Origin of the sequence: Brevundimonas sp. SL161 (assembly GCF_049896985.1) — a bacterium.
Taxonomy (GTDB): Bacteria; Pseudomonadota; Alphaproteobacteria; order Caulobacterales; family Caulobacteraceae; genus Brevundimonas.
In genome coordinates, this window is sequence record NZ_JAFCVJ010000017.1 from 63,371 (window position 1) to 72,201 (window position 8,831).

An 8,831-nucleotide genomic window follows, 5' to 3' on the forward strand; every position below is an offset into this window, starting at 1 on the left:
GGGCGCGGTGGTGGGCCCCACGTGGGGAGGCCTTCCAGCCTTCACACTGCAGGCTCACTGGCCCCTTTTCCGGATCGGTCACGCGCTCGTCTGAAGATTTCTAGGGCCAGATGTTCATGGGCGGCCGACCTGAAATCCTTGTCGGTCATGACGCGAGAGAAGATTTCTTCGTTCCCCTCCATTCTGTCGATGAATAGCTCGTCCAGCATCCTCTCTAGGTAGGAGGAGAAGTTGGAGAGGTTGTTGGCCAGTGCAGCTTCAACGATCTTTTCATCGCCTTCAGCGGTGGCCCGGATCTGATCGAAGAAGAATTGGTCGGCTTCCGTGAAGTCAGTGCCGAATCGCTCGTTCAGCTTTGCGACCAACGTGGAAAGTGACACGCCTTCTTCCGACACCCCGCCCGTGCCTACGTCCGTCGGTCCCTTCAGGGGATCGGCCTCGCCGTAGCCGAGGTCGATTGAGCCTTCAGTCATCTGTTGGAGCCGGAAGAACCGCAACGCGACTTCATCGTCCAGGGCGAAGGCCTGACCGTCGCCGGGCGGGGGCAGTTTGGCGATCAGGTTGCGGACGAAGGCGTAGAGTTTTTCAAGCTCGCTATCCTGATAGGGGATGATCTGGGAGAGGAAGGCGTAGAGATTGCGGTAAGCGGTAATCTGGCCCCTGAACTCGTCCTGTTCGGCGTCCGACCTTTCCTTGAACCGTTCGACAACCGCGTCGAGGACGGCATTCATCAACCGATGGTCGGTGGCGGAATGGTCGCGCTTGCCGCGATACCAGACCTCGGCAAAGGCGTTGACGTCGTCAGGCGCGAAAATCGCCCACTCAAGGAGCTTGTGCTGCAACTCTGATAGCCGGTGCGGATCGGCGTTCTCACCTATGGGCGTTGCCTCGTAGTAGGGTTTGAAAGCGGTGTAGATATCCGCCTCCTCGTTGGCGAAATCGAGCACGAGGGTCCGCGCTTTGCCCGGTGCCATGCGGTTGAGCCGGCTGAGTGTCTGGACCGCCTGAACGCCGGCCAGCTTTTTGACCACGTACATCGTCTGCAACAGGGGCTGGTCGAAACCGGTCTGGTACTTCTCTGCGACCAGAAGCACCCGGTAGTCGTCGCGCTCGAACGTCTCGGGCAGCTCACTCTCGGCCAGCCCGTCGTTCATCGAGACTTCGGTATAGGACGCGCCCGGATCATCCGGGTCTTCGACTGTGCCAGAGAAGGCGACCAGAGAACGTATCCCCGTGTAGCCGAGCGTCTTGATGTAACGGTCAAAGACCAGCTTGTATTTGACGGCGGCCAGCCGGGAGCCGGTCACGACCATGGCCTTTGCCCGGCCACCCAGCTCATGCATGACGTAGAGCCGGAAATGCTCGACGATCACCGAGACAACTTGCTCGATATTGACCGGGTGGAGCTCCAGATACCGGGTCAGCGCTTGAGCGGCCTTCTTGCGAGGCACTTCGGGATCGTTCTCGACCTGTTTGATCAAGCCGAAGAACCGCTTGTAAGTGGTGTAGTTGGCCAAGACGTCCATGATGAAGCCTTCTTCGATGGCTTGCCGCATGGTGTATTCATGGAACGGTGAGGTGCCCGACGGCCCCGGCTCGTCGAACAGGACCTTGGTCTTGAACTTTGGCGTCGCTGTGAAGGCGAAGAAGCTGAGGTTCGGCTGACGGGCACGTTTCAAAGCGTCACGGAGCACCTTGGCCTTGGCGTCCTCGGAGAGGCTGTCGTCCTCTTCGTCCGACATCTGCGCCGCGATGGCGGCTTCGATACCGTCCTTGTTCAACATGCCCCTGAGGGCGGTAGCGGTCTCTCCGCTCTGGGACGAATGCGCCTCGTCCACGATGACGGCGAACCGCTTGCCTGCCGTGTCGATCTTCACGCCCGAACCCTTGGCGTCCAGCGTCGACAGGGCCTGAGCGATGAACGGGAATTTCTGGATGGTCGTGATCACCACCGGCGTTCCGTTCGACAGTGCGCGGACAAGCTGTTGCGTGTTCTCGTCGATCTTCTCGACCACGCCGGTCTTGTGCTCGAACTGATAGATCGTGTTCTGAAGCTGCTGGTCCAGCACGCGCCGGTCGGTCACCACGACGACCGAATGAAACACCTTCTGGTCGTTGGCGTCATGCAGACTGGCAAGTCGGTGCGCCAGCCAAGCGATGGAGTTGGACTTGCCCGACCCTGCTGAATGCTGGATCAGATAGTTCCGCCCGGAGCCGTGCGCCCCGGCGTCGGCGATCAGTTTTCGCACCACATCCAACTGATGATAGCGCGGGAAGATCATCGTCTCCTTCTTGATCGTCCGCACACCCTTGTCGGTCTTGACCTGCCGCTCCTTGACGTCGAGGTGCATGAACCGCTGCAGGATGTCGATCAGGCTGTCGGCCTGCAAAACCTCGTCCCACAGGTAATGGGTCTTCCAGTTGCCCTCGACCGGCGGATTGCCCGCGCCGTGATTGTGGCCCCGGTTGAAGGGCAGGAAGACCGTCTCTTTCCCCTTGAGGCGGGTGGTCATCCACACCTCGTCGGTGTCCAGGGCGAAATGGACCAGAGCGCGCTTCTTGAAGGCGAACAGCAGGTCGCGTTCGTCGCGGTCTTGCGCATATTGTTTGACGGCATCGGCCGCACGCTGGCCGGTCAGCGCGTTCTTTAGCTCCGCCGTCGCCACGGGCAGGCCGTTCAGGCTGATCGTCACGTCGATGATGCAACGCCGGTTCTTGCCGTCCGGGCGTTTCAGAACGGATGTAAAGGCGACCTGACGGGTGATGGTCAGGCGGTTTTTGGCATAGGTTTCGGAGGCTTCCGGGTTCATGCCGGAATTCGGCCGGAAATAGGCCAGCCGGAACGTCTTGCCATAGCATTTGAAGCCGTGCCGCAGCACATTCAGCGTGCCCTTGACGTCCAACTCCTTGGCTAGGCTGTCCAGCACCATCCCCGACGTCTTGGGTCCCAGCAGGGTTTCAAGCTGTGTCCACTTCGGCGCTTGAGTATCTTTCAGGAAGCCGGTCACATCATCGGGGAATAGCGCCAACCCCTCGTTATAGGCGGTCGGGTCGCGCTTCTGATAGCCACCGGTGCCGATCAGCCCGGCTTCTATGGCGACCTCAAAAGCAAGCTCGGTGTGCCCGGACATGGTCAAATCTCCTGCACCGATGTGTTGGCCAGCGTCGCCAACGGCTGACCGTTCACCTGGTCGAAATGGTAGTAGCGAATCGAAGGATCGGCGTTCAGTTGGCCGTTGCCATCAATGAAGGTGCCCGGGTTCTCGTTCGTACCAAAGACGAACTTTCTAATCTTGATCTTTCTTGTATCGGCTGTATAGTTCTCAACTGTTTTCTTTACGGATCGCACCCAACATAAACCTGCGTTTAGTTGAGATTTGATGTTATCCGAATTGATTCCCTTGGACTTAAATTCAATGCAATCAGCATGGAAGGCGCGCCCGTTTACATAGAACACGACGAAATCACATCTCTTGGACCAAGGCTTCCCGTTATCGTCCAGAAAATGAAATAATGCAGGCTTAATCTTCTTTTTCGAGACTTCAAAATCGTCATGATCGAGCTTGAAGGCCATCCCGGCTCCGGGCAGGAGAAGTTCAATCTTCCGCTCTTGCGGTTTCAGATCCTCTGGACGGAAGTACTTCTCTGTCAGAAGGACCTTGGCACCCGCGCCGTCGTGAACGACGTATTCGCTGTTCATGTACGCTTTTAGGTGCTGAAAATAAGTACCGGCCGCCAACGTCATCGCAAGCCCTCGATCTGGCCGGTAACCGCGCTGGAGACGAGCGCGGCGCGATACTCAATCAGTCGCTCGATCGAGCGATTTGCTAACCCAACAATATTGTCCAGGCTGTCTTTGGCTTTCACAATCGCCGCAACGATTTGGTTCTGCTCCGCGATAGGCGGTAGGGCCATCCGAATGGATTTCACATCCCCCATTCCAATAGTGCCTATGGTTGAGCCATTGGTCAGCCTCAACAACTCTCCCCGCATGCCGTAGATTGCAAATAGCAGGTACTCCGGGATGACGCGGCTGTCGTCGCATAGCCACGCGATGATGTGCTGAGAGACAGCCATGGGGCGCGTCGTTATGGCGCTCTCCCCGATGGTCGCGTCACGGGTGAAGACAACGGCTCTGGCAGGTAGGAGCCGGGCGGACGAGTTTGCGAGCCCGAGTTCGTTGATCTTATAAGTGGTGTCCGAGATGTAGTCCGCTGCCCGCAAGATCGCAGTGTCGTTCAGCGATACCCATGGGATTTCACAGTCGTCCCAATAGGCATCGATCTTTTTATCCGGCGCGTGTCCGCTTTCGAGTTTCGCCACCCGCTTGACGGGCAACACTTCCCAGTGCGCCGGAATGTCGCCGAGCCAATCGATGCCTGTCGGCTTCATAGGTGCCGATGGGTTTAGGCCGTTGGTGACGGTGCGGGTGATAAGGGCCTGGCGCTTCTCGGCCAACCGCTCCAGAAGCGCGCGCTTCTTGTCTATCAGCCCATCAATCTGGGCCGTCTTCTCATCCAGAAATTGCGCGATCCGACGCTGGGTTTCGAGAGGGGGGAGCGCCAATGGCGCTGCCTTCACCTTCTCGGCTGTGAAGTGCGGAATGGTCGCGACGTTGCAGACCATCTCGACATACCCGGCGACCTTGAGGAAGGTGAACCAGTAGTAGATAAACTCTGGTACAATAAGCTCTGTTGCAGCGGGCCAAACCCGGTTGATAGCGTTCTGAAAATAGTACTCCCGCTCGCTATCAAACACTGCGGTGCGACCGGCGTCTCCACCTTCGCTGACGAGAATGTCGCCCTTAGCCAGGCGGAAACGGTCCTTCTCGGCCGGTGTGATCCACATACTGAAATCATGAGCCAGATCGAGCCCTGTCTTGGCGATATTGATCGCGCGCAGATATGGCTTCAGCTCATCTCTGTCTGACGACGGATCGTTTTGAAGCATTTTGCCAAGGCGGACGTCACAGTATTTGCTGACGCTCGCCTTGATCCAGCTGTCTGGAAGGGCGTCCAAAAGGTTCACGCCACCAGCCCCTTCAACCGACCGGCGATCTCCGCCTCCAGCGCCGTGATGTCGGCCTCGATGTCCTCCAGCGCTCGCGGCGGCTTGTAGACGTAGAAATGCCGATTGACCGGGATTTCATATCCCACCTTGGTCTTGTCATAGTCGACCCAGGCATCGGGCACATGGGGCAGAACCTCGCGCGCCATATAGGCGTCGATCGCGGCCCGGAAGGTCGTGACCAGCCTGTCATTGGGCTTGTCCGGCCCAAAGTCCATCGGCAGGGGCAGGGTCGTTCCCTCGGGCAGGGGGACGTTTTCGGTGTCGCGCAGCTCGCTGTCCGGCTCCGGTTGCCCCTTGCTGTCCCGACAGATTTCGGCCGGAGGATCGCGTTCTCCGAGAGCGGCGTAGATCGCCTTCCTGACTGGGGCCGCGATTTTCAGGTCCGCCCGCTTGGCCGCGTGGGTCAAGTCGGCGTCGAACGCCTCCCGATCCCTGTAGCGGCCCTTGCCGACCTCGAAGAAGGCGCTGATCGAAGCCACCGGAAAGCGTGTCGACAAACTGCGCGCCAAAGGTCAGGTGATCGATGATGAGGCGTTCAAGCGGTATCTGGATGTAGAGCCAGACAAGGGCGTGACCAACGTCCGCAGCACCATGAACGTCGCCGGAAAGGTGAACGCCCACTGGGCTCCATGGCTCGGACCGGCGAACCGCTGCCTCGTCCCCTTCAACGCCTTTAGCGAGCCGGATCAGGACTTCCAGGGCACGAGGAAGAACGTCTGGTTTGCCCTATCGGAGGATCAGCCGCTCGCCTTCTTCGCCGGGGTCCACGCTCTGCGGTGGTCCGGCGTGCGGAAGATAAAGACCGGCCCCGAGACCTGCGATCTGTTCGCGTTCCTGACAACGGATTCCGCCGAGCCGGTGAAGACCTACCACCGCAAGGCCATGCCGGTGATCCTGACGACGGAGGAGGAGCGCGATGTCTGGATGCGCGCGCCGTGGGATGAGGCGAAGGCGCTTCAGCGGCCGTTGGCGGCAGACACCCTTGCAGTGATCTGATTTGGGGTGCCGGCAGATGAATTAGGTGTCACGAACACGGATGCTTTGGTCGCCGGACATCGACATCATCGCGGGCGGCCTGGGGATGAGCTTCGCACTTTGGAGCATCCGCCGCCGGCAGCTCGGCAAGCCGGTCCATCCAGACGCCGCAAAGGTCGATGGATGGCTACTGGTGTTCGCCGCCGCGCTCGTCTGCCTCGGCGTTGCCCGTTGGCAGGGATAGCGGCAACCCGAAAGCGGACGTCCTGGACGTCTCAAACGGGTGGCATGCGGACTTTACCGCTATCTCGACTTCCACGAACCCGTCGCCGCATAATCACGGTAGGCAACTGGATCAGTCGGGTGTCAACACAGCCGCATTGGATGCGTCTGCCCGCATGGCCGCTTCCGCCTCTGCCCGGTCGGAGAAAGACAGTTTCTCCGGCCCGTCTATCTCGTAGCTGGTGCTGCATACTTGGCCGTCGACACCGATGGACCGAATTTCAGTTAGCAGTCGGTCGCCGATGCGAGAAAGCTCACGTTTGATGACCATCGCCCACTCCCTCGTTCGTCATTGCGCCGTGCGAGATTTGCCGCAGCGATGACAGACCTCGCGCTATCGCCGCTCCGACCACCACCACGCGTGCCTGCACAGGCGTCGCCTGATAAATTTCAGCATCGAATGATTTGCCTGAACCCCGGCGGGCAAACTACCCAAGATCGGCGTTACGTCAACTGGCTTCGCCCGTGAGTCATTGCCTCATAAGCAGCCAACTATCATGAGATATTTTGCTTGAATCCGTTTGGCGTTGCTGGCGGACAGGCGCTGTCTGGCCGTTGGTGACGTCTGATACGCGACAGGGCTGGTTGCCCGGTGACAGCTTCTATTGAAGCCCGCCCCGCCCCTCCTGAAAAAGACTTTTGTTGGTCATTGACCAGCGGTTGTTCTTTGCCCATTCCGGCACTCTGCCGAGCGCTGGAGGGGCGCGCCAACTCGAGGGGTGTCCGTAACGGGTCGGCAGCAGCCATGGGCGCGATGCCCAAAGCAAACGTCCGCTGGCGTCGCCATGGGCCGTCCACACGTCAGCTAGGCCGGTCATCGCGCGCGCCGCAAAGGTGTCGCAGGTTGGAACATACAAGCGCCTCCGCGCTCTATTCCCGCATGACCGCCAACGTTTTCACCTTCATCTACCGTCATCCCCGTTTGATCGGCTGGGGGCTTCTGCTCGGAACGACAGCGACCTTGGTAGCGCTCATAGCCTAGGCAGTAGCGCCTCAACCCGCACCGAGCACTAATGTCCATCCAAAAGCGGACCCGACAAGAGTCAGCCAAGGGTCGACAGCAGTCCAAGGGATCGGACCGGACATCGGACATTCTCGACGGTGGTTGAGGGTTGGATACGCAGCACAGAACCGGACGGCCAGACCGGCGTCACGGGGTTGCGTACCTTCGTCGGATTCGAACGGGAATTCGGTCGATACGAGGTGAGTCTGGGCTATCTCCGCCAGCAGGACGTGCGCGACAACGCGCCCGACCGCATCTGGCACGCACCTTTCATCGGGGTCGGTGTCGCCTTGTGATGCCCGCTCGCCTTGTAGTTTGATGGGCGTGCAAGGCGGGACCCCACCCGGTATGAAATAACATATTGAATGAGCTTAATACCTCAGGGCGAGACGGGGTCCCGACAGACGCCAGTCAGCATGCGCGCCAACGTGTTTTTTATAGCGAATTGAATCGCCTAGGCTGCCCCTCGACGGGGTCCGATTTCGATGCCGATCCACAGCCAGGGGGCCACCCCGTCGCCGGGGCGGCGCTCCGTAGGTCGCGTTACCCTACCAGCGGGCGCGCTGGCCGCCTTGGAGCTGGTACTGGATCCGGTCGAGTCGGGCGTCCAGGTCATAGTACTCGCGCGCCGACAGGCCGTTACGGGCGTAGTGGTACTCGAGGCTCTGGTACTGCTGCAGCTGGCGCGACAAGGCGCGGGCCTCGCGGCGGTGCAAGGCTCCATTCCAAGCCAGACGCTCGATGTGCTGCGACAGGGCCTGGGCGCGGTACTGGAGGTTCTGGGGGGCGTAGCCGCGGCCATAGCCGTAGTCCTGGCCGTATCCGCGCCCATAGCCATAGTCCTGGCCGTAACCCGACGAGCCGAAACTGAGTGTGACGCCCACGTTCTGGGCCAACGCCGGGGTCGATACCAAGACCGCGGACGCCGCCAGAACCGGAAGCAGAGCGTTCCTGATCATCGCGGTCTTCATTGCAGTGTCCTTTCGTGGCCGGGAATATCCCGGTCTATGAACACACAAGACCACGTGGGGCCTGACCGCAGTCTGAGGACGGCGTTGTACAGCAGTCAGCAATCTGGCCGCGGGCGGGTGTATTGGCGTTGACAGGCGAAACAAGCCAGGTCGAAGGCCACCCTAACGTGCACCGGCGCGTGGAGAAAAAATGGATGCCTGGATTGTGGATCGGCGTCGCAGTTAGAGCCCATCGAACGGGCCTTAAGTAGCTGAACCAGCACAAGAAAGGCACGTTTGCGCGCAAGTGGATCGGCATTCTTGGTACCCCTCACCTCCCCCGAAATTGGGCTAATTCAATAAGTTAGTTTGAGCTCGGTAGGGTCCCGTGTTGAGCGCCGATTTACAGCCTACGTCAGCGCAATCGTAGTCCTAGGTGGTGTGGACAAAGTGTCTGATCCACAGTCGGATGGATGCGACGACGACGAAGCCGAGGAAGCTGTCGGCGGTCTTGTCGTATCGGGTAGCCAGTCGTCGGCTGTGTTTGAGCT

At 59.7% G+C, this 8,831-nt stretch carries 9 protein-coding genes and 1 pseudogene; 3 read left to right on the plus strand and 7 right to left on the minus strand.

Translation table 11 applies throughout. The features are described from left to right. Positions 1 to 41: 41 nt before the first annotated feature. Genes ACP7AU_RS12540 through ACP7AU_RS12555 form a run of 4 tightly spaced genes read right to left on the minus strand, consistent with a single transcriptional unit; the run spans position 42 to position 5,549 of the window. Complete coding sequence (locus ACP7AU_RS12540) at positions 42 to 3,131, minus strand: type I restriction endonuclease subunit R (RefSeq protein ID WP_426051595.1); 3,090 nt, start codon at positions 3,129 to 3,131, stop codon at positions 42 to 44. A 2-nt stretch (positions 3,132 to 3,133) separates the two neighbouring features. After that, on the minus strand, positions 3,134 to 3,700 hold the full coding sequence (locus tag ACP7AU_RS12545; protein WP_426051596.1) for a hypothetical protein: 567 nt from the start codon (positions 3,698 to 3,700) through the stop codon (positions 3,134 to 3,136). A 41-nt stretch (positions 3,701 to 3,741) separates the two neighbouring features. Continuing rightward, entirely contained in the window at positions 3,742 to 5,028 is a 1,287-nt protein-coding gene (locus tag ACP7AU_RS12550) for a restriction endonuclease subunit S (protein ID WP_426051597.1), read from the minus strand. Next, positions 5,025 to 5,549, minus strand: coding sequence for a hypothetical protein (locus ACP7AU_RS12555; protein ID WP_426051598.1), 525 nt, complete (start codon positions 5,547 to 5,549; stop codon positions 5,025 to 5,027). The genes ACP7AU_RS12550 and ACP7AU_RS12555 overlap by 4 nt, the downstream gene beginning before the upstream one ends. On the opposite strand from ACP7AU_RS12555, the gene ACP7AU_RS12560 reads away from it, so the two are divergent. Both ACP7AU_RS12560 and ACP7AU_RS12565 read left to right on the plus strand, forming a co-directional pair. Further along, on the plus strand, positions 5,515 to 6,066 hold the full coding sequence (locus ACP7AU_RS12560) for an SOS response-associated peptidase family protein (RefSeq protein ID WP_426051599.1): 552 nt from the start codon (positions 5,515 to 5,517) through the stop codon (positions 6,064 to 6,066). The two genes, ACP7AU_RS12555 and ACP7AU_RS12560, sit on opposite strands and share 35 nt — an antisense overlap. 40 nt (positions 6,067 to 6,106) lie before the next feature. Further along, positions 6,107 to 6,289: a hypothetical protein gene (locus ACP7AU_RS12565; protein ID WP_426051600.1), complete on the plus strand. Its 183-nt coding sequence runs from the start codon at positions 6,107 to 6,109 to the stop codon at positions 6,287 to 6,289. Between the two features lie 111 nt (positions 6,290 to 6,400). Here ACP7AU_RS12565 and ACP7AU_RS12570 read toward each other — a convergent pair whose 3' ends face one another. After that, the gene (locus ACP7AU_RS12570) at positions 6,401 to 6,598 is read right to left on the minus strand and encodes a hypothetical protein (protein WP_426043135.1); all 198 of its coding nucleotides are present in this window, start codon (positions 6,596 to 6,598) and stop codon (positions 6,401 to 6,403) included. Positions 6,599 to 7,485: 887 nt separating this feature from the next. Here ACP7AU_RS12570 and ACP7AU_RS12575 point away from each other — a divergent pair. After that, positions 7,486 to 7,626, plus strand: coding sequence for a hypothetical protein (locus ACP7AU_RS12575; protein ID WP_426051601.1), 141 nt, complete (start codon positions 7,486 to 7,488; stop codon positions 7,624 to 7,626). A gap of 252 nt (positions 7,627 to 7,878) precedes the next feature. On the opposite strand, the gene ACP7AU_RS12580 is transcribed toward ACP7AU_RS12575, so the two are convergent. Further along, positions 7,879 to 8,301 carry a hypothetical protein gene (locus tag ACP7AU_RS12580; RefSeq protein ID WP_426051602.1) on the minus strand — a complete coding sequence of 141 codons (423 nt, stop codon included), beginning with the start codon at positions 8,299 to 8,301 and terminating at the stop codon, positions 7,879 to 7,881. Between the two features lie 411 nt (positions 8,302 to 8,712). After that, positions 8,713 to 8,831 (minus strand): annotated as a pseudogene (locus ACP7AU_RS12585) (IS5/IS1182 family transposase); the annotation flags it as partial.